The 23931-nt window shown below is 52.3% G+C and carries 27 protein-coding genes and 1 riboswitch; of the genes, 4 read left to right on the forward strand and 23 right to left on the reverse strand.

The window, feature by feature from the left end:
• Nucleotides 1-22: 22 nt before the first annotated feature.
• The 4 genes from R9X49_RS02085 to R9X49_RS02100 are packed head-to-tail and all read right to left on the reverse strand — an operon-like array spanning nucleotide 23 to nucleotide 2394.
• The gene (locus R9X49_RS02085) at nucleotides 23-214 is read right to left on the reverse strand and encodes a YpfN family protein (protein WP_015839454.1); all 192 of its coding nucleotides are present in this window, start codon (nucleotides 212-214) and stop codon (nucleotides 23-25) included.
• A gap of 2 nt (nucleotides 215-216) precedes the next feature.
• Nucleotides 217-891, reverse strand: a complete 675-nt coding sequence (locus R9X49_RS02090) for a M15 family metallopeptidase (RefSeq protein ID WP_319847027.1) — start codon at nucleotides 889-891, stop codon at nucleotides 217-219.
• Entirely contained in the window at nucleotides 888-2015 is a 1128-nt protein-coding gene (dapE, locus tag R9X49_RS02095; RefSeq protein WP_319847028.1) for a succinyl-diaminopimelate desuccinylase, read from the reverse strand. The genes R9X49_RS02090 and dapE overlap by 4 nt, the downstream gene beginning before the upstream one ends.
• 1 nt (nucleotide 2016) lies before the next feature.
• Nucleotides 2017-2394: an ArsC family reductase gene (locus R9X49_RS02100; protein ID WP_319847029.1), complete on the reverse strand. Its 378-nt coding sequence runs from the start codon at nucleotides 2392-2394 to the stop codon at nucleotides 2017-2019.
• 233 nt (nucleotides 2395-2627) lie between these two features.
• Between R9X49_RS02100 and ypfM the strand changes: the two genes are divergently transcribed.
• Nucleotides 2628-2687, forward strand: a complete 60-nt coding sequence (ypfM, locus tag R9X49_RS23115; protein WP_137739554.1) for a protein YpfM — start codon at nucleotides 2628-2630, stop codon at nucleotides 2685-2687.
• Nucleotides 2688-2973: 286 nt separating this feature from the next.
• On the opposite strand, the gene R9X49_RS02105 is transcribed toward ypfM, so the two are convergent.
• Nucleotides 2974-3684 (reverse strand): aspartate/glutamate racemase family protein, encoded by a 711-nt coding sequence (locus R9X49_RS02105; protein ID WP_319847030.1) that lies wholly within the window; start codon nucleotides 3682-3684, stop codon nucleotides 2974-2976.
• A 218-nt stretch (nucleotides 3685-3902) separates the two neighbouring features.
• Between R9X49_RS02105 and cspE the strand changes: the two genes are divergently transcribed.
• Nucleotides 3903-4112: a transcription antiterminator/RNA stability regulator CspE gene (gene cspE, locus R9X49_RS02110; protein WP_005976270.1), complete on the forward strand. Its 210-nt coding sequence runs from the start codon at nucleotides 3903-3905 to the stop codon at nucleotides 4110-4112.
• Nucleotides 4113-4209: 97 nt separating this feature from the next.
• On the opposite strand, the gene crcB is transcribed toward cspE, so the two are convergent.
• Complete coding sequence (gene crcB, locus R9X49_RS02115) at nucleotides 4210-4593, reverse strand: fluoride efflux transporter CrcB (protein ID WP_319847031.1); 384 nt, start codon at nucleotides 4591-4593, stop codon at nucleotides 4210-4212.
• A gap of 101 nt (nucleotides 4594-4694) precedes the next feature.
• A riboswitch (Fluoride riboswitch) is annotated at nucleotides 4695-4798 on the reverse strand.
• A 501-nt stretch (nucleotides 4799-5299) separates the two neighbouring features.
• Between crcB and tatA the strand changes: the two genes are divergently transcribed.
• Nucleotides 5300-5497: a Sec-independent protein translocase subunit TatA gene (tatA, locus tag R9X49_RS02120; RefSeq protein WP_015839460.1), complete on the forward strand. Its 198-nt coding sequence runs from the start codon at nucleotides 5300-5302 to the stop codon at nucleotides 5495-5497.
• Nucleotides 5498-5579: 82 nt separating this feature from the next.
• Here tatA and lipA read toward each other — a convergent pair whose 3' ends face one another.
• The 13 genes from lipA to leuS form a co-directional block, all read right to left on the reverse strand.
• Entirely contained in the window at nucleotides 5580-6545 is a 966-nt protein-coding gene (lipA, locus tag R9X49_RS02125; RefSeq protein WP_319847032.1) for a lipoyl synthase, read from the reverse strand.
• Nucleotides 6546-6772: 227 nt separating this feature from the next.
• Nucleotides 6773-7456 carry a lipoyl(octanoyl) transferase LipB gene (gene lipB, locus R9X49_RS02130; protein ID WP_319847033.1) on the reverse strand — a complete coding sequence of 228 codons (684 nt, stop codon included), beginning with the start codon at nucleotides 7454-7456 and terminating at the stop codon, nucleotides 6773-6775.
• 227 nt (nucleotides 7457-7683) lie between these two features.
• Nucleotides 7684-7947, reverse strand: a complete 264-nt coding sequence (ybeD, locus tag R9X49_RS02135) for a DUF493 family protein YbeD (protein WP_005976281.1) — start codon at nucleotides 7945-7947, stop codon at nucleotides 7684-7686.
• Nucleotides 7948-8098: 151 nt separating this feature from the next.
• Entirely contained in the window at nucleotides 8099-9310 is a 1212-nt protein-coding gene (gene dacA, locus R9X49_RS02140) for a D-alanyl-D-alanine carboxypeptidase DacA (protein ID WP_319847034.1), read from the reverse strand.
• A gap of 166 nt (nucleotides 9311-9476) precedes the next feature.
• Nucleotides 9477-10601 carry an endolytic peptidoglycan transglycosylase RlpA gene (rlpA, locus tag R9X49_RS02145; RefSeq protein WP_319847035.1) on the reverse strand — a complete coding sequence of 375 codons (1125 nt, stop codon included), beginning with the start codon at nucleotides 10599-10601 and terminating at the stop codon, nucleotides 9477-9479.
• Between the two features lie 13 nt (nucleotides 10602-10614).
• The gene (mrdB, locus tag R9X49_RS02150; protein ID WP_015839464.1) at nucleotides 10615-11727 is read right to left on the reverse strand and encodes a peptidoglycan glycosyltransferase MrdB; all 1113 of its coding nucleotides are present in this window, start codon (nucleotides 11725-11727) and stop codon (nucleotides 10615-10617) included.
• A 9-nt stretch (nucleotides 11728-11736) separates the two neighbouring features.
• Nucleotides 11737-13641, reverse strand: a complete 1905-nt coding sequence (gene mrdA, locus R9X49_RS02155) for a peptidoglycan DD-transpeptidase MrdA (RefSeq protein WP_319847036.1) — start codon at nucleotides 13639-13641, stop codon at nucleotides 11737-11739.
• 33 nt (nucleotides 13642-13674) lie between these two features.
• Nucleotides 13675-14145, reverse strand: coding sequence for a 23S rRNA (pseudouridine(1915)-N(3))-methyltransferase RlmH (rlmH, locus tag R9X49_RS02160; protein WP_015730925.1), 471 nt, complete (start codon nucleotides 14143-14145; stop codon nucleotides 13675-13677).
• A 1-nt stretch (nucleotide 14146) separates the two neighbouring features.
• Nucleotides 14147-14464, reverse strand: a complete 318-nt coding sequence (rsfS, locus tag R9X49_RS02165; RefSeq protein ID WP_010284049.1) for a ribosome silencing factor — start codon at nucleotides 14462-14464, stop codon at nucleotides 14147-14149.
• Between the two features lie 194 nt (nucleotides 14465-14658).
• A complete protein-coding gene (gene nadD / locus R9X49_RS02170; RefSeq protein WP_319847037.1) occupies nucleotides 14659-15348 on the reverse strand; it encodes a nicotinate-nucleotide adenylyltransferase in 690 nt (229 codons plus the stop codon).
• Nucleotides 15315-16340, reverse strand: a complete 1026-nt coding sequence (gene holA / locus R9X49_RS02175; RefSeq protein ID WP_319847038.1) for a DNA polymerase III subunit delta — start codon at nucleotides 16338-16340, stop codon at nucleotides 15315-15317. Before holA ends, nadD begins: the two co-directional genes overlap by 34 nt.
• Nucleotides 16337-16891, reverse strand: a complete 555-nt coding sequence (gene lptE, locus R9X49_RS02180) for an LPS assembly lipoprotein LptE (RefSeq protein ID WP_319847039.1) — start codon at nucleotides 16889-16891, stop codon at nucleotides 16337-16339. The genes holA and lptE overlap by 4 nt, the downstream gene beginning before the upstream one ends.
• Nucleotides 16892-16905: 14 nt before the next feature.
• Entirely contained in the window at nucleotides 16906-19488 is a 2583-nt protein-coding gene (gene leuS, locus R9X49_RS02185; protein ID WP_319847040.1) for a leucine--tRNA ligase, read from the reverse strand.
• 309 nt (nucleotides 19489-19797) lie between these two features.
• On the opposite strand from leuS, the gene R9X49_RS02190 reads away from it, so the two are divergent.
• A complete protein-coding gene (locus R9X49_RS02190; RefSeq protein ID WP_319847041.1) occupies nucleotides 19798-20280 on the forward strand; it encodes a zinc ribbon-containing protein in 483 nt (160 codons plus the stop codon).
• A 229-nt stretch (nucleotides 20281-20509) separates the two neighbouring features.
• Here the strand turns inward: R9X49_RS02190 and R9X49_RS02195 are convergent, their stop codons facing one another.
• The 4 genes from R9X49_RS02195 to R9X49_RS02210 all read right to left on the reverse strand — a co-directional run bounded on the left by R9X49_RS02195 (nucleotide 20510) and on the right by R9X49_RS02210 (nucleotide 23769).
• Nucleotides 20510-21235 carry an amino acid ABC transporter ATP-binding protein gene (locus tag R9X49_RS02195; RefSeq protein WP_225087321.1) on the reverse strand — a complete coding sequence of 242 codons (726 nt, stop codon included), beginning with the start codon at nucleotides 21233-21235 and terminating at the stop codon, nucleotides 20510-20512.
• Nucleotides 21235-21909 (reverse strand): glutamate/aspartate ABC transporter permease GltK, encoded by a 675-nt coding sequence (gene gltK / locus R9X49_RS02200; RefSeq protein ID WP_180778357.1) that lies wholly within the window; start codon nucleotides 21907-21909, stop codon nucleotides 21235-21237. The genes R9X49_RS02195 and gltK overlap by 1 nt, the downstream gene beginning before the upstream one ends.
• 3 nt (nucleotides 21910-21912) lie before the next feature.
• Nucleotides 21913-22653, reverse strand: coding sequence for an amino acid ABC transporter permease (locus tag R9X49_RS02205; protein WP_180778358.1), 741 nt, complete (start codon nucleotides 22651-22653; stop codon nucleotides 21913-21915).
• 219 nt (nucleotides 22654-22872) lie between these two features.
• Entirely contained in the window at nucleotides 22873-23769 is an 897-nt protein-coding gene (locus R9X49_RS02210; protein WP_015839473.1) for an amino acid ABC transporter substrate-binding protein, read from the reverse strand.
• Nucleotides 23770-23931: the final 162 nt, after the last annotated feature.

Here is a 23931-nt window from a genome sequence, read left to right on the forward strand (position 1 = left end):
GACGGTTTGGCAGTGACCGGTATCAGGGTTTTTTCTTCGGCCAGTCGTCGTCTTCATCGTCCCATTTATCGTTGTTGTCACGATGCGGGGGCAGTTTAGGTTTGTTGAGCAGAAAACGCGTGTGGTCAACGTTGCGCAATTCTTTGATGCCGTTAATCAGCATGCCTATCAGGATAATCAGGATTATCCACCAGTAATCAGCCAGCCATGCCATGGTTACGCCTCATCAACATTATGAATATAACGGGTAAACAGCTGCGGCAAGTTCTGGCAAAGCCAGTGGTAGCCTGCAATATCTTCATCTTGCCAGGCGGCAAGAATGAGGTCGGGTGTAAGCTGTTCTTCCGCATACTGTGCTAATGGATAATAGCTGATATGCCAGGGTTCGACTGCGACACCGCCGAGATCGTGCGCATAAGGCCGATAAAAACCGTATTCATGCATGTGCGCGCTCATCCACGCGTTCAATGCGGCAAAATAACCGCCTTCTTCATATTCCCACGGCTCTAACTGGAGCGAGCTGCCTGCGGGTAATAAATCGGGATCGTAAATATCAAGATCGCTGCCCCAGTGGTGGCGGCTGGATCCGGGCATGGCAGACCAGCGTAAAATCGCTTCACAGCGCTCGCCGTCGTCCAGCGATGAGACATCCAGCGGCTGGCTGTTTGCGTCCATGACGGGACGCTCGCCGCGAAATTTACCATTCCAGATCTGACGCTGGCGTTCGAAATCACGAAACGTGCTGGCAGGCTGTAGGTTAAATCCTGCGGTTTTTGCCGCCAGCTGCAGCGACAGAAACGCCGTTATCGCCTCCGGCTGAAGGCGATGGCGACCGTCTAAAGCGACCAGATGCTGGTCGCTTTTACCGGTTAACATAGCTGACGTCATCATGCGATGAGCTGCTCCATAATGCGCTGGTACATGCGGCTCAGCAGCTGCAGGTCTGCGGCGCTGACGCATTCGTCCACTTTATGGATCGTGGCATTGACGGGACCCAGTTCAACCACCTGTGCACCCATACGAGCGATGAAGCGGCCATCGGAGGTGCCGCCATTGGTCAGCAGCTCTGGAGTAACCTCATTGTAATGCTTCACAGCATTCACTACGGCATCGACCAGTTCGCCGCGTGCAGTCAGGAATGGCTGGCCGGAGAGCTTCCAGTCGATGGTGTAATTGAGCTGGTGGCGATCCAGCAATTCCGCTACGCGCTGTTGAATTAGCGTATCCGTTAATTCGGTGCTGAAACGGAAATTAAACTGCACAAACAGTTCGCCGGGGATGACGTTGTTGCTGCCGGTGCCTGCCTGAATATTGGCAATCTGCATGGTGGTTGGCGGGAAGAAATCGTTGCCCCGATCCCACTCGGTGGCGATCAGCTCATTAAGCGCCGGTGCTGCACGATGAACGGGGTTGTCCGCCAGATGAGGGTAGGCAACGTGCCCCTGTACGCCGTGTACGCGCAGGTTAGCCGTGATAGAGCCACGGCGGCCATTTTTTACCACATCGCCCACGACGTGCGTACTGGACGGCTCGCCGACCAGACAGTAGTCCAACCGCTCGTTACGTGCCATCAACGCCTCAACCACTTTTACTGTGCCGTTAACGGCGCTGGCTTCTTCGTCCGACGTAATCAGGAACGCGAGACGCCCTTGGTGGTTAGGGTGGGCGGCAACAAAGCGCTCGGCGGCAATCACCATCGCGGCCAGTGAACCTTTCATGTCTGCTGCGCCGCGTCCGTACAGCATACCGTCGCGAATGATGGGTTCAAACGGTGGATGCTGCCACTGGTTTTCATCCCCGCTGGGAACCACATCGGTGTGTCCGGCGAAGGCCAGCGTTTTTCCTGTGCCGCGCCATGCCCAGAAATTTTGGGTATCGCCAAAATCCATTGCTTCGACGGTAAAGCCAATCGCCGTCAGGCGTTCAATCATGAGTGTCTGGCAGCCCTCGTCGTTCGGGCTAAGGGAAGGGCGTTTAATTAACTGTTGAGCGAGCTCTATGACTGGGCAAGACACGTTATTGTTTCTCCGCAATAAATTTCTGGTAGCTGTCGATACTAAACCCCAGCAGTGCGTTACCGTCATCGGCAATCAGCAACGGTCGTTTAATCACCGCTGGCTGTTCTAGCATCAGGTTTTTTGCGGCCTCTGCGCTGTCGCGAGTATCGCTGTTGATTAATTCACGCCGCTCCTCACTGAGCTTACGCCAGGTCGTTCCGCGTGTGTTGAGTAAGGCCTGAAACCCCAGTTGGTCGATAAAACGCTGTAGCTGCTGTTCATCCAGACCGTCGGCACGGTAATCATGGAAGCGATACGCTACCTGTTGATCGTCCAGCCAGCGGCGCGCTTTCTTTATGGTGTCACAGTTTTTGATGCCGTACATGGTCAGCGCCATAGGGGTAAAATCCTTTCTGCTTATTGGGTTGCATGACGATCGCTGTACTCGACAGCACGGCCCAACAGGGCCTAATCGTGCGATAGCCCAGCATGCCGAAAAAAGGCGGGGAGATCTACTGTGAACTGTGTAGCAGAAATAAGTGGTAGTACACTTTTTATACTTTCATAATACTTTTACCTGATTAAAAAGTGTGCGTATAATGCGTCGCCGTTAATCACCAAGAGGTTCGCATGGTAGAAGTAGAAGTGAGTACTTGGAAAGATTTTATTGAAGCAATGTTACGTAAATAATAACGAGAAGTACTGTTAGTCATTGCATACCAGGAATAAAATCATACGAATAAGCAGTATTGAGTCTCTCAATACTGCTTTTTTTCTATCCTCGTCATACTTCAAGTTGCACGTACGTTGGCTTTCCTCGCTCACCCCAGTCACTTACTGATGTAAGCTCCTGGGGATTCACTGTGTCGCCGCCTGCCTGCAACTCGAATTATTTAGAGGAAAAAAAGGGGAAACTTGAGTGAATAAAAGAGGGTATTATTAAGATTGCGAACGAAATCGATTTTATCCAATTAATTCATGTGGATGATTGGTTAAGTGCAAATTTCGCAGCGGCAATTGCGTGAAGCTTGCTGGTGTCAAAAAGAGGAACTGTTGCATCCTGAGCACTGATTAATAGCGGGATTTCCGTACAGCCCAGAATGATGCCTTCCGCGCCTTGCTGTTCAAGCTGCTGGATAATGCCTCGATAGGCCTGCCGCGAGGTGTCGTTAATGTTCCCCAGACACAGTTCATCGTAAATGATGCGATTAACGATTTCCTTCCCCTCACTATCGGGAACTATCACCTCCACGCCAAATCGTTCCTGAATGCGCTGGCGATAGAAATCCTGCTCCATCGTGTAGCGGGTTCCGAGCAGGCCGACTTTCTTCAACCCATGCTGTTTCAGGCTGGCACCGGTGGCATCGGCAATATGTAAAAGAGGAAGCTGGCAGGCACGTTCAACGTCATCGGCCACTTTATGCATGGTGTTGGTGCAGATGACGATAGCATCGGCTCCCGCCTGACGTAATCCCACCGCGATATTGCCGAGTACGGCGGCTGACTGCTCCCAATCACCCTGTGCCTGCAATCGTTCGATCTCGTGGAAATCGACGCTGTGCAGGATAATTTTGGCGGAGTGCAGGCCGCCAAGTTGACCTTTCACATACTCGTTGATAATGCGGTAATACGGGATGGTGGATTCCCAACTCATTCCCCCGATCAGACCCAGCGTTTTGCTTACCATACTACCTTCCTTCGATATCATAAAAAGTGATGAATCGGCCAGAACCGAGCGCTCTGCGTTCTGCATCGGGTTAAAATAGGGCAGCGAGGTCGTCCGGTATACATTTTTAGCGATTTTTATCACTTTTTATCCAACTTCAACTGGACAAAAGGCCAATCTATTGTTGTACTGTACCTGACACAGATTTTGTGTCTTTCATTCATGTAAAGGTAAGTTTGATGTCTAAGATTAAAGGTAGTGTTAAGTGGTTTAATGAGTCCAAAGGCTTCGGTTTCATTACTCCTGAAGATGGTAGCAAAGACGTGTTCGTACACTTCTCTGCCATCCAGAGCAATGGTTTCAAAACTCTGGCTGAAGGTCAGCGTGTAGAGTTCGAAATCACTGATGGTGCCAAAGGTCCTTCTGCTGCTAACGTTAACGCTATTTAATTATACCGATTTCGTGAAAAACCCGCCTACGGCGGGTTTTTTTTGCTTCATTTTTCACGTGCTATCAATTTTCACGTGCCATCAATTATCAAAAATATCAGTGCGTTGTCACCCACGTGACCAGAGCAAACGCCAGCGCGGTCATCAGTAACGATCCCGCCAGATTCAACAACACATGTAACCCCGCCGCTGCCAGCTGTCCGCTTTGCAGAAACATGACAACCTCTGCGGAAAAGGTAGAAAACGTCGTTAAGCCGCCGCATAGTCCGGTGGTAATCAATATTTTCCAGTCCTGATCGAGATGAGGATGGCGCAGGAAGAAAGCGAGTGCGCCGCCAATAACAAAGGCACCGATTAGGTTGGCAAGCAGGGTGCCCAACGGCAGCGTTGGATGCAGATTATTAAACTTCACGCCGAGCTGCCAGCGCGCCACGCTACCAACTCCGCCACCAATAAATACCGCGAGTAATGTACTAAACATAGAAACCTTTCCTGGCCTGTTTTTGCTTGGCTTACTTTTTACATCGATTGTTTTTGCGATCTCGAAGAGTATTGGGCAGGACGCTACGCCCTCTCTGCGAGGTGGACGTAGACATCATTAGCCGGGTGGCGGTTGTACCCTGTTTTGCGGCGGTCAGCGTTTTGGCTGCGCCAGGGTAGGGAGGAATGTCATCTCCGCGTAGTGGGGAAGTTTACGCCTTCAGAAGGGATTTTTGTAGTGATGCTGAGGTGGAAAGTTGTAAAGCAATCTGAATGCGTGCGAAAGTGCTTTTGCCGAGTCTTACTTTGTTACAGATGCGAATTGTGTCGTGCTGCATAAGGTCTTACATATACTCGTCATACTTCAAGCTGCATGTGCGTTGGCTGCATTCACTCACCCGAATCACTTACTTGAGTAAGCTCATCGGGATGAAATGAGAGACATCCTGTCTCTCACCGGAGGTCAGCCGTTGGCTGGTCAAATTCGTTCCCGACGAATTTGTCCTTCTTTTGCCGCGTGATTCGGCCTTGTGGCCTCACCCCTTTGGGGTCAGCGCAAGCGCTGTTCAAAACGTTAACGTTTTGTCCTGCAACTCGAATTATTTAGAGTATAAAGCACTGAGGATTTTCTCTACAGAGTGCTTTGTAGAGAAAATAATAGTCTCGTTTGCTGGCGTCTCCAGCATCTGTAAATCAGGTAGGTCTGTATGGAAGGTATCAGTATTGCCAAGCTGTTGGTGATTGGCGCATTAATCATTCTACTGTTCGGTACGAATAAACTTCGTAGCTTAGGCGGTGATCTGGGCGCGGCGATTAAAGGTTTCAAGAAGGCGATGAATGACGATCAGCCGGCAAAGACGGATGATACCGCAGCGCTGAATGATTCCTCGCGCAAAGAATCCTGAGTACGCCTCACATAGCAAAACGGACGGCAATAGCCGTCCGTTTTTTATCCCACACAAAAAATATGTAAAAAACTATGAGCGCTTATTTTACTTCGATGCCCTTCGCCTGAAGGTCAGCATGGTAGGACGAGCGAACAAATGGGCCGCATGCCGCGTGGGTAAAGCCCATCGCCATCGCTTCGGCTTTCATCTCATCAAATTCATCTGGGCTGACGTAACGCTGTACCGGCAGGTGATGGCGGCTAGGCTGTAAATATTGTCCCAGCGTCAGCATCGTCACACCGTGGCGGCGCAGGTCACGCATGACTTCCACGATCTCAGCATTGGTTTCCCCCAATCCAACCATCAGGCCAGATTTGGTCGGAATATCTGGATGCGCTTTTTTGAAGTTTTCCAGCAGCTTCAGTGACCACTCATAATTCGCGCCAGGACGAACCTGACGATAAACGCGCGGTACGTTTTCTAGATTGTGGTTGAACACATCCGGCGGCGTGGCGGTCAGGATCTCTAACGCGCGATCCATACGGCCGCGGAAGTCTGGCACCAGCGTTTCGATGCGGATATTCGGGTTTTTACGGCGAATGGCGCTAATGCAGTCTGCAAAGTGCTGTGCTCCACCGTCGCGCAGGTCATCACGGTCAACCGAGGTGATCACCACATAGCGTAAACCCATGTCATGGATAGTCTGTGCCAGTTTCTCAGGCTCATTCGCATCCGGCGTAAGCGGGCGGCCGTGGGCAACGTCACAGAACGGGCAGCGACGCGTACAGATAGCGCCCAGAATCATGAAAGTCGCGGTGCCGTGGTTAAAACACTCTGCCAGATTCGGACAGGAGGCTTCTTCGCAAACTGAGTGCAACCCGTTTTTGCGCATGGCTGCTTTGATTCCCTGAATACGGCTTGAATCTGCCGGAAGTTTAATCTTCATCCATTCAGGTTTGCGCAGAATCTCTTGGCGTTCGGTAACGACGGTACGTACCGGGATTAGCGCCATTTTATCGGCATCGCGGTATTTAACACCGCGTTCGATCTGAATCGGTTTACTCATGTTTGCGTAAGTTCCAGTTCTGAATCGTTTCTTTAAATTTGTTATCCAAATTCAAAGGATTATGTTTTTGGTTAAACTTTTTTTTAAAAAACTCTAAAAATTATATCATCTTGCCTAACCACAATCAGCCTTTGCGCCATCAAAATGAATAAATTATGTGAATAAAATGTAATTTATCAAGACGCGATAGTCTAACCGGTTGATTTTCATCGACAGGATGAAACTTGTTAACCAGGAAGCGGCTCACCCTGTATGTCCAGATTCCACGGAATAAACTCGGGTGCGGAATAGCCAACTTGCTGTAAAAAGGTGTTCACTAGCACGGGGGATGTGTCATCCAACGTGACGCCCGGCACCAGATCGCTGATTTGCGTCATCTCCATACCGGCATAACCACACGGGTTGATGCGCAGGAAAGGGGAGAGATCCATGGCGATATTGAGTGCCAGCCCGTGAAAAGAGCAGCCTTTGCGAATACGCAGTCCTAGCGAACAGATTTTACGCTCGCCCACATAGACGCCGGGCGCATCAGCGCGCGCATGGGCTTCGATCTGGAAGTGTGCCAGAGCACCAATCACGGTATTTTCGATAGCCGTGACGAGCTGACGAACGCCGAGCTTGCGACGCTTCAGGTCAATCAACACGTACATGACCTGTTGACCGGGGCCGTGATAGGTCACCTGACCGCCTCTGTCGCTTTGAATCACGGGAATATCACCGGGCATGAGGACATGCTCAGCTTTGCCCGCCTGACCCTGTGTAAATACGCGAGGATGCTGGACCAGCCAGAGTTCGTCTGGAGTATTCTCATCGCGTCGGTCGGTGAAATTATGCATCGCCAGAGAGACGGGTTCATACGGCTGTACGTCAAACTGGCGTACGATGATCTTATCCTGTAGCAAGTGTGTCATCTTCAGGTTAAGGAAAGGTGGGAGGATTATAACGGCGGGAGGCCTCAGCGAACAGCACTATGCAAATTATGTAGTGCAAAACGTCGGTGGCACAAAACTATGCACGACAATTATGGCATCACAAAACTATGCCGCGCTCGCTAATTTTCCCGCTCGTTCTTCTTACTGCACGATTCTTACAGAACCCTATGCCTTACAGAACTATATGCCTTATAGAACTGTATGCCTTACAGAACCATGCGCACGATGTCGATGTTGCCCAGTTCTTCGTACAGCGTTTCCACCTGCTCAATGTGTGTCGCAGTGATGGTGATGGAAACGGAGTGGTAATTCCCTTTGCTGCTGGGTTTGATCTGCGGCGTGTAGTCGCCTGGCGCATGACGTTGTACCACTTCAACGACCAGATCGACCAGCTCTGGTTTTGCCTCACCCATGACCTTGTAGGTAAAAACACAGGGGAATTCAAGCAGTTCGTTTAATTTGGTTTTCATTTGCGCTCCAGAGAGGGTAATACGTCGGCATCATCCCGACGGTATTAGCACTGACATAAGTACATTATACTAAAAAAGCATAACTCCCGCGTTCTGCGGGAGTTATGGATGCTATCTATATGGGGGCGTTTTGGCCCCACACAAGGGGGGCTTAGCCGAACCAGTGATGGAACATCAGTTTGATGTAGTCGATCATGCGGCCAAAGATCCCGCCTTCTTTCACTTCGTTCATGACCACCAGCGGGCGCTGGTCGATGGTTTTGCCATCCAGTTGGAAGTTGATGGAACCCACAACCTGATTTTTCGCTAACGGCGCGTGCAGCTCGGTGTTGTCCAGAACGTAGCTGGCTTTCAGATCTTTCATACGGCCACGTGGAATAGTCAGGTAGGCATCTTTCTCAACGCCCAGTGCAACGCGATCGCTGTCGCCAAACCAGACCGGTTCGGATGCAAATTCTTTGCCTGCTTTCAACGGCGCAACGGTTTCAAAGAAGCGGAAGCCCCAGGTCAGCAGTTTTTTACTTTCTGATTCGCGTCCTTTGGCATTACGTCCGCCCAGTACCGCTGAAATCAGGCGCATCTGACCTTCTGTTGCCGAGGCGACCAGATTAAAGCCAGCTGATGACGTATGGCCCGTTTTGATGCCGTCAACATTCAGGCTGGAATCCCACAGCAAACCGTTACGGTTAGGCTGGCGGATATTGTTGAACGTGAACTCTTTCTCTTTGTAGGTCGCGTACTCTTCTGGCACATCGCGGATCAGCGCCTGACCAATCAGAGCCATATCACGCGCCGAGCTGAACTGGCCCGGTGCATCAAGACCGTGCACGGTTTCAAAATTGGTATTTTGCAGCCCCAGCGCCTTCACGTAACCGTTCATCAGGTTAACGAAGGCATCCTGACTGCCGGCAACGTAGTCGGCCATCGCGACGCAGGCATCGTTACCGGATTGCAGGATAATACCGCGGTTTAATTGGGAGACGGGAACACGGTCGCCCGGCTTCAGGAACATCAGGGAAGAGCCCTGGAAGGTCGGGTTGCCGGTTGCCCAGGCATCTTTACCGACGGTAACGATGTCGTTCGGGGTGATTTTTCCTGATTTAATTGCCTGACCAATCACGTAGCTGGTCATCATTTTCGTTAAGCTGGCCGGATCGCGGCGCGTGTCAGCGTTCATTTCCGCCAACACTTTCCCAGAGTTGTAATCAATCAGGATGTAGGATTCAGCATCGATTTGCGGAACGCCGGGGATCATCGTTTTGAGATTGATATCTTCGGCATAGGCAAAGGAAGAGGCGCTAATGGCGAGCAGTGCGCCAAGCGCAGTACGTTTAGTAAAACGAGACGTGTTTACAGTATTCATGATTGGAACAACAACATCCGTGGGTATGAGTTAAAAAACGAGCCACACTATAGCAGATGGGCAATAGGCCGGCATCAGACATTACGTTACGTGATTTTGCAAAAGGGCGGTATGTTCAATGCCATAGCCGCCGTTTTCGCTGCGCAAATCTGCCGGTTATCCGTTACTAGAGCGTGCTGGGTGCGGCGGTAATAAACGACTGCTGCTGAGCTTCGACTGACAAACGTTGTTGAAGTTCAGCGGCTTGCTGCCGATTCTGGAATGGCCCCAGTTGGATGCGGTACAGTCCGCCGCTCGCCGTGACTTTACCGGCAACGCGGAAGCGTTCGCTCAGGCTGCGCTGCCAGGTTTGTGCGCGCTGCTGATCGCTCAGTGCACCAACCTGAACCACATAACGACCCGTGGCTGAGGGGGCTGCCGCTGAGGGAGCGGCAACGGCTGCCGTCGCCGCTGGCGCGACGTTCAGTGGCGCTGCGGATGAGGACGGTGTTGCCGCCGGTGTCACGCTGGACTCAACCACGCCAGCGCGCAGCGCGGAAGGGGCTCCTAAAAAACCACCGCTGTGCGATGGCGCACTGCTTTGCGGCTGTGTGCTTTCTGCCGGCACGCTCAGGTTGCTATTACTGATTGGGCGAACGGCGCTGTTGGGCGTTGGCGACGTGGTTTCCATCATTGGCGTACCCAGCCCGCTGGCACCGAAGCTTGGGCGTTCCGGCAGGGCGAAACTTTGCTTCGCGACGGTGGTGCCCACGGTTCCGGGACCGGAGAGCGTGCCATCTGGCGCGACGTTGATGAAATCTACTTTTACTTTGGTATTGTTCGAGATGTTCAGCCGATCGCCTGCGGCTTTCGACAGATCGATAATTCTGCCTGGTGTATACGGCCCGCGATCGTTTACACGCACAACCAGACGGCGACCGTTGCTCAGGTTGGTGACGCGGACATAGCTCGGCAGCGGCAGAGTTGGGTGGGCGGCGGTGATCGCGTTCGGATCAAACGTTTCGCCGATTGACGTGCGATTACCGCTGGCTTCTTCGCCATACCAGGCCGCTAAGCCGGTCTCGCTAAAGTTTTGCGGATTTTTGACAATTTTATAGCTCTTGCCTTTGATGCTGTAGTCTTGCAGCGTCCCCTGATTGTAGGGTTCGTAACGCGGTTCCGCGCCGCCGATCTCTTCGACGGGGCCGCTATAAACCTGAGTCACGGGCGGTGCTGGCTGCCGCTGCTCCGTTGTGGTACAGGCAGCAAGCGCCAGAGTTGCTACGCCGATCCAAAGCCAATCCTTACGCATTGCTCACCTCGTGTTATAAATTCTTGGATAGCAGTTTGCGGTGAGTATGTATCGACATGACGATACCGAACCCCGCCATTAAGACGACCAGCGCCGATCCGCCGTAGCTGATTAGCGGTAGCGGCACGCCAACAACGGGAAGTATACCGCTGACCATCCCGATATTGACGAAAACATAGAAAAACAGAATCAGCATCAGCCCGCCGACCATCACCCGGCCGAACGAGGTTTGTGCATTAGCGGCAATGACCAGACCGCGCATGATCATGAACAGATACATTGCGAGCAGAATCAAAACGCCGATTAAGCCGAGCTCTTCTGATAGCACGGCAAAGATAAAGTCGGTGTGGCGCTCCGGCAGAAACTCTAACTGAGACTGTGTGCCGTGCAGCCAACCTTTGCCAGACAGGCCACCAGAGCCTATCGCAATTTTCGACTGAATAATATGGTATCCAGCGCCGAGCGGATCGCTTTCTGGGTCGAGCAGCATCATAACCCTGGCGCGCTGATAATCATGCATCAGGAAAAACCAGAGTATAGGAATAAACGCGGCGAGTAGCAGGACGGCGATACCAATCAAGCGCCAGCTCATGCCGGCGAGGAAAAGCACAAACAGCCCTGATAGCGCGACCAGAATTGAGGTGCCTAAATCCGGCTGTGCGGCAACCAGCAGCGTAGGGACAAAAATTAGTACCAGCGCGATTGCCGTATTTTTTAGCGACGGCGGACACATATCACGGTTGATAAAACGCGCAACCATGAGCGGTACGGCGATCTTGGCAATTTCCGACGGCTGGAAACGGATAAAGCCCAGATCCAGCCAGCGCTGCGCGCCTTTACTAATCTGCCCGAAAATATCCACGATGAGCAGCAAAATGACGCAAAAGACGTAGAGATAGGGAGCCCAGCCCTCATACACGCGAGGGGGGATTTGCGCCATTACGATCATCACCGTAAACCCCAGTACGATTTGAACGACTTTTCGCTCCATCATACCGACGTCTTGCCCGCTGGCGCTCCATAAGACAAATAGGCTATAGCCCAACAGTGCCAGGATGCAGAGAAGAAACGGGAGGTCGATGTGGATTTTCGCCCAGAACGATCCCTTTTGTTGGCTATCGGTCATGACTGTCTGTTACTCACTCTCGCTACCCGGTGGCGCAGGGGGCGCACTGGGTAAATCAGTATTGTTATCACCCAGCAGAATATGATCAAGGATCTGGCGAGTGATGGTGCCAACGGTCGGGCCTGCGCCGCCGTTTTCCAGAATGATCGATACCGCGACTTTAGGATTCTTATATGGGGCAAAGGCAACCATTAACTTATGGTCACGCAGATGTTCTGCGATCTTGTGCGCATTATAGGTTTCGTTTTCTTTCAGGCCGAAGACCTGCGCCGTACCGGATTTTGCCGCAATTTTATAAGGGGCATCCTCGAAACTTTTGTGCGCGGTGCCGTTAGCACGGTTAGCCACGCCATACATGCCATCTTTTGCCACTTCCCAGTAGCCAGAGTGAATGTCGCCAATTTGCTGATTCTCGGCCTGTCGGTAAGGCACAATAACGCCATTTTCGCGCGAACTATAAAGTAAATGTGGTGTTTTGACCTGACCGTCGTTGATCAGTGTGACCAACGCCTTATTCATCTGGATCGGCGTCGCCGTCCAGTAGCCTTGGCCGATCCCGACAGGAATGGTGTCGCCTTGATACCAGGGTTTTTTGAATTGTCTGAGCTTCCACTCACGGGTTGGCATGTTACCTCTGCTTTCTTCCGAGATATCAATACCGGTTCGTTGACCGTACCCGAATTTGTTCATCCATTCGGACAGCCGATCGATTCCCATGTCATAAGCAACCTGATAGAAGAAGGTATCCGCAGACTCTTCCAGCGATTTGGTGAGATTCAGGCGGCCATGCCCCCATTTTTTCCAGTCACGAAAACGCTTTTCTGAACCGGGTAACTGCCACCAGCCGGGATCGAACAGACTGGTATTGGTGGTAATCACGCCCGCAGTCAGGGCGGAAACCGCAATATAGGGCTTCACGGTGGAGGCGGGTGGGTATATCCCCTGCGTTGCACGATTGATCAACGGACGATTAGGATCGGTTTGTAGTTTGGTATAGTTTTTGGTGGAAATCCCGTCGACAAAGAGGTTGGGGTCGTAGCTAGGCGTGGAAACCATCGCCAGAATACCGCCATCGCGTGGGTCGGTGACAATGACCGCGGCGCGGCTGCCCTCGAGTAATTTTTCGATGTAGATTTGCAGACTCAGGTCCAACGTCAGGTAGATATCGCGTCCTGCCTGCGGTGGCTGTTCGTGGAGTTGACGGATCACGCGGCCGCGGTTGTTAACTTCCACTTCCTCATATCCGGGTTTACCGTGCAGCAAATCCTCGTAATGACGTTCGATACCCAGCTTACCAATGTCATGCGTAGCGGCGTAATCGGCTATTTTTTCTTCTTTGGTCAGCCGTTCTACGTCTTTATCGTTGATTTTGGAGACATAGCCCGTGACGTGCGTCAGCGCAGAACCGTAAGGGTAATAGCGGCGCTGGTAGCCTTTAATTTCAACGCCGGGGAAGCGATATTGGTTGACGGCAAAACGGGCAACCTGAATCTCGGTGAGCCCGGTTTTCACCGGAATCGAGGTAAAGCGGCGTGAGCGCTTACGCTCTTTCTCAAAACTTTCCAGATCGTCATCGGTCAGATCGACGATGGGACGCAGTGCTTCCAACGTATCTTTAAGATTGTCGACTTTGTCGGGCACCAGCTCTAACTGGTAGATGGTGCGGTTTAACGCCAGCGGGGTGCCGTTGCGGTCATAGATGATGCCGCGGCTGGGCGCGATAGGAACCAGCTTAATACGGTTCTCATTAGAACGTGTGCGGTAGTCATCAACACGTACAATCTGCAGATGATAAAGGTTAGCGACTAATACACCGGAAAGCAGCAAAATGCCCAGAAAGGCTACCAAAGCACGGCGCACAAACAGGGCGGACTCAGCCGTATAATCTCGAAAGGGTTTACGTTCTACTTTCATCCAGCGTTATTTCACAGGTTTCATCGTATCGCCTTACTCCCGATGGTAAGGGTGATTAGTCGTAATGCTCCATGCACGATATAGGCTCTCCGCCACCAGTACACGAACAAGCGGGTGCGGCAGCGTTAATGGCGAGAGCGACCAGCTTTGTTCGGCTGCGGCTTTGCATTCTGGCGCAAGGCCTTCAGGCCCGCCAATCAGCAGGCTGACGTCGCGCCCGTCCTGTTTCCAGCGTTCCAGCTGTTGTGCCAGCTGCGGCGTCTCCCAGCGAGTCCCTGGAATATCCAGCGTAACAATGCGGTTGCCTTTGCCCACCGCCGCCAGCATCTGTTCGCCTTCGCGTTCCAGGATGCGTTTGATGTCCGCATTTTTGCCCCGTTTCCCCGCCGGAATTTCGAGTAGTTCGAAAGGCATGTCTTTGGGAAAACGGCGCAGATAATCGGTGAAACCAGTCTGCACCCAGTCGGGCATTTTGGTGCCAACGGCGACCAGTTGCAGTTTCATGCTAGCCCCACAGTTTTTCCAATTCGTACAGCTGGCGACTTTCTTCTTGCATGACATGAACCATCACGTCACCCAAATCGACAACAACCCAGTCAGCGGCGCTTTCGCCTTCGACGCCGAGTGGGATCAGACCTGCGGCGCGTGAAGATTGCACGACGTGATCGGCAATAGAAGCGACGTGGCGCGTAGAGGTTCCCGTACAGATAACCATGTAATCAGTAATGCTGGATTTACCCTGCACATTGAGTGCAACGATATCCTGAGCTTTTAAGTCATCGACCTTATCAATAACGAAATCTTGGAGTGCTTGGCCTTGCAAAGGTTCCCCCTCAATGGCGTTCTGTCTGTAACTGACAGACGCGTGTGGCGCTGAATTGTTTAGGAAAAACGTGAATCACCGAGTAATTGCCGAGAATTTCCGCTTTTCCCGGTGATTGAAACCAGCCGCGGAGTATATCACGCACTTTTACCGAGTGGTATAAAGCCCGTGGCTGATGGACAGGAAAAGCGATGTTATTGGTACAGACCGTTTTCGTTGATGTAACTGAGCACGGCGGGAGGCAATAAATCGTGGCAGTCCAGACCTTGCTGCCGACGTTGGCGAATGTCCGTGGCGGAAATGGTGACCAGCGGCGTGTCTGCCAAAAAGATCCGCCCTTGCGGTTGGCTATGAAGATCGTCTGGCGTGTGGGTCAGATGCTCGTCCAGCCACTGTTGTAATTCGGGCGTTTCCAGCGTCGAGCGATAGCCGGGGCGCGCGCACACCAGCAAATGACAGACGCCGAGTAGATCCTGCCAGCGGTGCCAATGGTGTAGCGTCAGCAGCGAATCCTGCCCGATGATAAAGCCCAGTGGCGCATTACGGCCTTTTTCAGCCCGCAGCGCCTCCAGAGTATCAATGGTATAGGAGGGCGTTTGCCGTTGCAGTTCACGATCGTCCACGGTGAAAAGTGGATTGCCCTCAACGGCCAGCTCAGCCATATGAAAGCGCTGTCGGGAAGTGGCTTCGGGCTGTTGCCGATGCGGCGGAACATTATTGGGCATCAGGACAACCTGAGTTAGCCCCACGAGATTTGCCAGTGCTGTCACTGGCTGAAGATGACCGTAATGAATGGGGTCGAACGTGCCGCCAAAAAATGCGGTCAGCGATGGCGTAGCGGGGGAGCTATTCAGATGAATGCCTCCGGTAATGCTTTGCTGCACAGCAGCATGGCAAGGGATTCAAGTTCAGACCAAACGGGCTGACCGTAGTCTTGCTTTAGCGTTATTTCCACCTGCGCCAGTGATCGCACAGCCTGCTGTAGCTGTTGAAGAGAAAGCCGCTGTAGTGCCTGAGTGAGCAGGTCACGCCGATTTTGCCACACCTTTTGCTGATCGAATAAGGTACGCAGCGGTGTGTCTGACATACGCCGCTTCAGCGTTAACAGCTGTAACAACTCACGCTGTAGCGTGCGCAGCAAAATGACCGGTTCGCAATCTTCCTGTTTTAGCTGCTGCAAAATGTGCCAGGCGCGTTTGCCTTTGCCTGCCAGCAGCGCATCGAGCCAATGAAACGGCGTGAAGTGGGCGGCATCATTCACGGCGCTTTCCACGCGCGGCAAGGTCAGTTTGCCATCGGGGTAAAGCAGCGACAGCCGCTCTAACGCCTGAGACAGCGCGAGGAGATTGCCTTCGTAGCAATAGCAAATAAGCTGCGTAGCCTGTTCATCCAGCGTCAACTTCATGGTTTTGGCACGCTGGGCGACCCAGCGGGGAAGCTGTGTCTGTTCCGGCGTGAGACAGTTGATATAGACGCTGTCTTGCGCGAGCGCTTTGAACCAGGCGCTGTTTTCCTGCGCTTTGGTCAGCTTATGACCGCGCAGAATCAGCAAAATATCGGGGTGCAATAGCCCGGAAAGCTTGACCAGGTTTTCGCTTATCGCGGCATTTGGGCCGTTTTCTGGCAGAACCAGTAAGAGCGATTGGCGCGAGGCAAACAGGCTGAGCGCCTGACAGGTGCTGAAAATTGCATCCCAATCGGTATGAGGATCCAGAATGAAGCTGAAATGCTCGCTGAATTCGTGCTGTTGAGCGACCCGTTTAATGCTGTCGAGGCTTTCCTGTAGCAAGAGTGGGTCTGTACCAAAGACCAAATAACAACCGCGCAGCCCCTCATGGAGCTGCGCGGTGAGTTGTTCGGGGTAAAGCCGAATCATGAACGCTTGGCGGCAGCAGTGGAATCGGTGGACTGCAACCGATTTTTGACTTCCTGACTGCCGTTGATGGTCAGCAATTTACGCACCAACTGCTGGGCAGCCTGCTCACGCATTTCCTGACGAACGATGTCCTGTTCGGCATCTTTCGCCAGTGCAGCCAGCGGGTTATCAAAGAACGTGCGGAACACCGTCACGCTGAGCGGATAAATGTCTTCACCCGGCATCAGCACCTGTGCTTGCAATGTCAGCACCATCTGGTACTCCGCTGTTTTACCATCCTGAAAAATCGAGACGGTATCGCGCGTTTCGCTTGAGCCCAGTACCCGCAGAGACGGGATATCCTGACGCATCGCATCGTCAACGATTTTCACATCGCTGAGACGGAGCTGCTCGCGTACTGCACGCGTGAGCGGGCCATAAGGGTCACTGCTGTCAAGCACCAGCGTTTGTAACTGCGCAGGCACTTGTGTCGTGCCGCGCAGATGAAAACCGCAGCCAGCGGTGATTAACACCGCCAGCCCCAGCAACAACGTGAATAGACGATGTCGCACAGTTCCTCCTTGCCTTAACCCACAACCAGGTTAAGCAGTTTGCCAGGGACATAAATCACTTTACGAACCGTGACGCCGTCCAGATATTTCGCGACCAGCGGTTCCTGAGCAGCGCGTTCGCGAACCTGTTCTTCACTCGCGTCAGCGGCAACGGTAATTTTACCACGGACTTTACCGTTAACCTGCACGACGACCAGCTTGGAATTTTCAACCATTGCGCTCTCATCTGCAACCGGCCACGGCGCGGTATCGATGTCGCCTTCGCCTTGCAGCGCCTGCCACAGTGTGAAGCAGACGTGCGGCGTGAACGGATAGAGCATACGAACAACGGCCAGCAGCGTTTCCTGCGTCAGCGCGCGATCCTGATCGCTGTCCTGCGGCGCTTTCGCCAGTTTGTTCATCAGTTCCATGATGGCGGCGATCGCGGTGTTGAAGGTCTGGCGACGGCCGATATCATCAGTCACTTTCGCGATCGTTTTGTGCAGATCGCGGCGCAGTGATTTCTGATCTTCCGTCAGTGTAGCGATATCCAGCGCGGTTACCGCACCTTTCTCGGTATGCTCGAAGGCTTGTCTCCAGACGCGTTTCAGGAAGCGGTTTGCGCCTTCTACGCCGGATTCTTGCCATTCCAGCGTCATTTCTGCCGGAGAAGCAAACATCATGAACAGACGCACGGTATCTGCACCGTATTTCTCTACCATGACCTGCGGGTCGATGCCGTTGTTTTTAGACTTCGACATTTTGCTCATGCCCGCGTAAACCACGTCACGGCCTTCGTTATCTACGGCTTTGACGATGCGTCCTTTCTCATCACGCTCAACGGTCACGTCGGTCGGAGAAACCCAGATGCGTTCGCCGTTATTGCCCAGATAGTAGAAGGCATCAGCCAGCACCATGCCCTGACACAGCAGGCGCTTGGCGGGTTCGTCAGAGGTAACCAGACCCGCGTCGCGCATCAGTTTGTGGAAGAAGCGGAAATACATCAGGTGCATGATGGCGTGTTCGATGCCGCCAACATATTGGTCAACAGGCAGCCAGTAGTTGGCGGCAGCCGGATCCAGCATTCCCTGATCATACTGCGGGCAGGTGTAGCGCGCGTAGTACCAGGATGATTCCATAAAGGTGTCGAACGTGTCGGTTTCACGCAGAGCAGGCTGACCGTTAACGGTGGTCTTCGCCCATTCCGGGTTAGATTTCAGCGGGCTGGTGATGCCATCCATCACGACATCTTCCGGCAGGATCACTGGCAGTTGATCTTCTGGCGTTGGGATGACGGTGCCGTCTTCCAGCGTCACCATTGGGATTGGTGCGCCCCAGTAACGCTGACGGGAGACACCCCAGTCGCGCAGGCGATAGTTGACTTTGCGCTCGCCGATGCCTTTCTCTACCAGCTTATCGGCAATGGCGTTGAAAGCGGCGTCGAAATCCAGACCGTCAAATTCACCGGAGTTGAACAGGTTGCCTTTTTCCGTCATTGCTTCAGCAGACAGGTCGGGCTCGCTGCCATCGGCGTTCAGGATAACTGGCTTAATGGACAAGTCATATTTGGTGGCGAATTCCCAGTCACGCTGGTCGTGACCCGGAACGGCCATCACTGCGCCTGTGCCGTATTCCATCAGGACGAAGTTGGCGACCCAGATAGCGACTTTCTCGCCGTTCAATGGGTGAATCGCATACAGACCGGTCGCCATGCCTTTTTTCTCCATCGTCGCCATATCGGCTTCGGCGACTTTGGTGTTACGGCATTCTGCAATGAAATCGGTCAGCGCAGGATTCGTGGCGGCTGCCTGTGCGGCAAGAGGATGACCTGCGGCAACGGCAACGTAGGTCACGCCCATGAACGTATCTGGGCGCGTGGTGTAAACGGTCAGTTTCTCGTCGCTGTCCGCCACGTCAAAGGTGATTTCCACCCCTTCAGAACGACCGATCCAATTACGCTGCATGGTTTTGACCTGCTCAGGCCAGCTTTCCAGCGTATCCAGATCGTTCAGCAATTGGTCTGCATAAGCGGTAATTTTGATAAACCACTGTGGAATCTCTTTGCGTTCAACCTTGGTGTCGCAACGCCAGCAGCAGCCATCGATAACCTGTTCGTTCGCCAGTACAGTCTGGTCGTTCGGGCACCAGTTAACGGCGGAGGTTTTTTTATAAACCAGACCTTTCTCGTACAGCTTGGTGAAGAACCACTGTTCCCAGCGGTAGTAGTCTGGTTTACAGGTCGCGACTTCGCGATCCCAGTCATAGCCAAAGCCCAGCAGTTTGAGCTGGTTTTTCATGTAGTCGATGTTGGCGTAGGTCCAGGGCGCTGGTGCGGTGTTGTTTTTGACCGCAGCGCCTTCTGCTGGCAGACCAAAGGCATCCCAACCGATCGGTTGCAGAACGTTTTTACCCAGCATGCGCTGATAACGGGAGATCACGTCGCCGATGGTGTAGTTACGGACGTGGCCCATATGTAGTCGGCCAGAAGGGTAAGGCAGCATGGAAAGGCAATAGTATTTTTCCTTGCCGGGCTGTTCGGTGACTTTAAATGTCTGCTTCTCTTGCCAGTGAAGCTGGACGTCCGCTTCTATCTCTTCTGGGCGGTATTGCTCTTGCATGGCTGCCAGGGGTCCTGTTTAGTGAAGAATCGCTACGTGTGAGTAGCCTGTTCTGATTCATAACAAAAGATCCGCATAGCATAGCCGTAAGCGACGCGTGCAACAACACCCAGCGCCCGACTGAGGAATATTTCTGATCTGTGAACGACATACTGCGAGGCGTTGCGCAAATTGGCGACAATTTATCAGGCGTACCGAAAAAATAATCTAAAATAGAGAGATAGGCAACGTATCGGTTTTTGGCCTGGTGTGCCAGACGGCGAATAGTCGTGCTTTATCGCCCTTCAACCCGCTTATTCAGGAGGAAGCATGAATAAACTAGCCCGCTACTACCGCGAGTTAATGGCTTCAGTGACGGCCCGGCTGAACAATGGTGAGCGCGATCTCGATAGTCTGGTGCTGAGCGCCCGCAAAACCTTGCAGGAAAGCTCGGAGCTGACGCAGAAAGAAATAGAGCAGGTGATTCAGGCTGTTCAGCGCGATCTGGAAGAGTTTGCCCGCAGCTATAACGAAAGTCAGAATGAGTTTACCGACAGCGTTTTTATGCGAGTCATCAAGGAAAGCCTGTGGCAGGAACTCGCGGATATTACGGATAAAACGCAGTTGGAGTGGCGTGAGATTTTTAAAGATGTGAATCATCACGGGGTGTACCACAGCGGTGAAGTGGTGGGGCTAGGCAATCTGGTATGTGAGAACTGCCACCACCATATTGCGTTCTACACGCCGGAAGTGTTGCCACTTTGCCCGAAATGCTCGCATGACTTGTTCCACCGCCAGCCGTTTCAGCCGTAGGGCTGTTGGGGCGGCGAGCGGTGGTAATGGGTAGATCGTAAAGACGCTGCAAGTACGTCCCTGTAAGCTCGAGCCGCGCAGATATGAATCTCATCCCTGAGATTCACCCTTGCAGAGCCGTCGCAAGCGACGTTCAAAAACGTTCCTGACGTTTTTGTCCCTGGCGCGGACGCTTTACTCTTCTATCCCATTACCACCATTCTAGTCCTGCAAAGTATTCCCGCAGATATCAATGCAGGATTTTCGCCAGGAAGTCTTTCGCGCGTTCGGACTGTGGATTATTGAAGAAATCATCCTTGCGGGTGTCTTCAACAATTTTGCCCTCATCCATAAAGATCACGCGGTGTGCCACTTTACGGGCAAAGCCCATTTCATGGGTGACGACCATCATGGTCATACCTTCCTGCGCCAATTCAACCATAACGTCCAGCACTTCGTTGATCATCTCTGGATCGAGTGCGGATGTTGGTTCATCAAATAGCATCGCGATAGGGTCCATACACAGCGCACGGGCGATAGCGACACGCTGCTGCTGACCGCCGGAAAGTTGCCCCGGATACTTGTTAGCGTGTGCAGCCAGACCAACGCGCTCCAACAGTTTCTGCGCCTTCGCTTTGGCGTCTTCACGCTTACGTTTCAGCACCTTCACCTGCGCGAGCGTCAGGTTCTCGATAATCGACAGATGCGGGAACAGTTCAAAATGCTGGAACACCATCCCGACTTTGGAACGTAACTGAGCCAGATTGGTTTTTTTATCGTTAACGGCAGTCCCGTTGACGGTAATTTCACCTTGTTGGATCGGTTCCAGGCCATTTACGGTTTTGATCAGGGTTGATTTACCGGAGCCTGAAGGCCCACAGACGACCACGACTTCGCCTTTTTTTACTTCTGTGGAGCAGTCGGCTAGCACCTGAAATTGGCCGTACCATTTAGAAACATTTTTCAGGGAAATCATCAAACCGTCCTTTTTTTCAGGTAACTGACCAGCATTGAGGCTGAAATGCTGAAGATAAAATAAATGAACCCGGCAAACAGGATCATTTCAACTTGTGTTCCGTCACGCTCGCCGATGGTTGAGGCGGTACGGAAGAAATCAGCGAGGCTGAGTACGTAAACCAGTGACGTATCCTGGAACAAGACAATCCCCTGCGTCAGCAGCAATGGCACCATAGCGCGGAATGCCTGTGGCAGAATAACCAGCTTCATGGATTGCCACTGCGTCATGCCTAAGGCGAGCGCTGCGGAGGATTGGCCGCGCGATATGCTGAGGATACCCGCACGAATAATTTCAGAATAATAGGCTGCCTCGAACAGCGAGAAGGCTACCATAGCTGAAATCAGTCGAATATCGGTTTTCGGCGATAGCCCAAGCACATTTTGTAATAAGCTAGGAACCACCAGATAGAACCACAACAGCACCATAACGAGTGGAACGGAGCGGAACAGGTTCACATACAGTTTGGCGAACCAACTGATGGGCTTGATCGGCGACAGGCGCATGACCGCCAGAATCGTGCCCCACACAATCCCGAATACCACCGCCGTCAGCGTAATTTTGAGTGTAACGACCATGCCCTGAATCAGGTACGGCATGCTTGGCCCGATTGAGCTCCAGTCAAATTCATACATGATTTATTTGCTCCCCATATTGCCCGGCAAACGGGTTTTTCGCTCAACGACCTGCATAATCAACATAATGATGGCATTGATGCCAACGTACGCCAGCGTGATGGCGGTGAAGGATTCATACGCGTGGGCGGAATAGTCCAGCAGTTTTCCCGCCTGCGCGGCCATATCAACCAGGCCAATGGTGGATGCGATGGCCGAGTTTTTGACCAGATTCAGCATCTCTGACGTCAACGGCGGAACAATCACGCGGTACGCATTCGGCAGCAACACATAGCGGTAAGTTTGTGGCAGCGTCAGGCCCATTGCCAATCCGGCAGCTTTCTGCCCGCGCGGTAGCGATTGAATCCCCGCACGCACCTGCTCACAAACGCGCGCTGCGGTGAAGAGTCCCAGACAAATCATCGATGACAGGAAGAACTGAATATTCGGGTCTAGCTCGGCTTTAAACCACATGCCGATGCTGGCAGGAAGCAGTTCGGGCACCACCAGATACCAGGTAAAGAACTGGACAATCAGTGGGACGTTGCGAAATAGCTCGACGTAGCAGGTACCAATGCCCGCAACAAAGCGGTTCGGGACGGTACGCAAGATTCCAAATAAAGAACCAACGAGAAAGGCGATAATCCAGGCACAGATAGACAATGTGACGGTAACTTGCAGACCGGACAAAATCCACCCGAGGTAGGTTGTGTTGCCGAAAGGGGCGGCTTGTAGAAATATGCCCCAGTTCCAATCTATTGACATAACGAACTCCGGTAAAAAAAGGGTAGCGAAGCTACCCTGAAGATTGATGAGCGGCCATATCCCCGTTCTGTTTCAAACTACAGGCGTATTGTTTGTTTTCCTGTTTATCGAAATGTCTCGGGGCAACATGTGATGGGGAACGACCATCACATGCCTGTCTGTCCTGCCACGAATCAGCAATCAGAGGGCAGATGACTCTGCCCTTATTCTCATTATTAATTAGTTGAGCGCTTTGTCATTTGGCGCTTTGAACAAGGCCTTCATTTCATCTGACAGTGCAAAGTTCAGGTTAAGATCTTTTGGTGGAATAGGCTGTTTAAACCAGCGATCGAACCATTTTTCAGCTTCACCGGAGGTCTGAACTTCAGCAATGGTGTCATCAACCAGTTTCTTGAATTGCGGGTCGTCTTTGCGCAACATACAGCCGTAGGCTTCTTCCGACTGCGCTTTGCCGACGATATCCCACTGATCGGCGCTTTTCGCTTTCGCACGTTCGCCAGCCAGCAGGGCATCATCCATCATAAAGGCCACAGCACGGCCGCTTTCCAGCGTACGGAAAGAGTCGCCGTGGTCTTTCGCACTGATGATGCGCATCTTCATCTGTTTTTCTTCATTCAGCTTATTCAGCAGAACTTCGGAGGTTGTACCGGAGGTGACGACAACCGTTTTACCCGCCAGATCCGGGAAGTCTTTTACGCCGGAGTCTTTTTTGGTTAACAGGCGTGTACCGACCACGAAAATGGTGTTAGAGAACGCGGCTTGTTTTTGGCGTTCCAGGTTGTTGGTTGTTGAACCACATTCAAAATCGAATGTACCGTTCTGCAATAGCGGAATACGGTTCTGAGAGGTGATAGGGAGTAACTTGACCTGCAGGTTAGGCGCATCCAGTTTTTTCTTAACCGCTTCGACAATTTTGTCAGAGTAGGCCTGAGAGTAACCGACCACTTTTTGCGTGTTGTCGTAGTAAGAAAAAGGCACGGACGATTCGCGGTGTCCAATGACGATCACGCCATTATCTTTGACCTTTTTCAATGTACCGGCCAGGTCTTCAGCCTGAGCTACGCTGGCGGCAGTGCCAAGCAGAAGCAGTGATAATGCCAGTTTACGCATTTGCATGTTCTAACTCCTTTGCTGTCGTTGCAGTGCAATAGTTATAGCGCTGTCATTAATAACCGTATGGTTCATGTGCCCGTTATCTTCGTCTTCACGTTAAACAGCGTATCGCTGCATCACTCATAACGCTTTACGACTTCTCAGTGATAACGCTGCACCGTTAAA

This window comes from Pectobacterium carotovorum (genome assembly GCF_033898505.1).
Taxonomy (GTDB): domain Bacteria; phylum Pseudomonadota; class Gammaproteobacteria; order Enterobacterales; family Enterobacteriaceae; genus Pectobacterium; species Pectobacterium carotovorum_J.